The organism is Pseudomonas sp. K5002 (assembly GCF_013386655.1).
In the GTDB taxonomy this organism is placed as follows: Bacteria; Pseudomonadota; Gammaproteobacteria; order Pseudomonadales; family Pseudomonadaceae; genus Aquipseudomonas.
In genome coordinates, this window is the sequence record NZ_JACARK010000023.1 from 1 (window position 1) to 469 (window position 469).

The 469-nt window shown below is 67.2% G+C and carries 1 pseudogene; it reads right to left on the minus strand.

Annotated elements, in window-relative coordinates:
- Nucleotides 1–469, minus strand: a pseudogene (locus HX846_RS01130) (SfnB family sulfur acquisition oxidoreductase); the annotation flags it as partial.

The following is a 469-nucleotide window of genomic DNA, read 5'->3' on the forward strand; positions in this document are numbered from 1 at the left end:
GGTCGCCTGGCTTCCGGCAAGTTCGAACAGGGTACTGCCGGCCGCCAGGGAAATCTCGGTGCTGAGGGCGCGCACTTCGGCGACCGCGATGGATGCGGCCGCGACGGTGTCGGCATTGCTGTCGGCCTGGGCGCGGTCGAGGAATTCGCCTGAGCGTTCCAGCAGGGCTTCGGTGGCGTGCAGGCGGATGCTCAAGTGGCCGAAGCTTTTCAGGGTCAGCGGATCTTCGGTGGCCTTGTCGCTGGTGGCATCGATCCACGGCCGGGTCTTGGTGCGCACGAAGTGCAGCGCATCCTCATAGGCAGCGCGGGCGATACCGGTGTCGATGGCGGCGTGAAGGATCTGCGCCAGCGGGCCGACAGTGGTCGGGCGTTCGAAGGCACTCTGGAACGGGATCACGTCCTGGGCCGCGACCCACACGTTATCGAACACCACCGAACCGCTGCCGGTGGTGCGCTGGCCGAAGCCG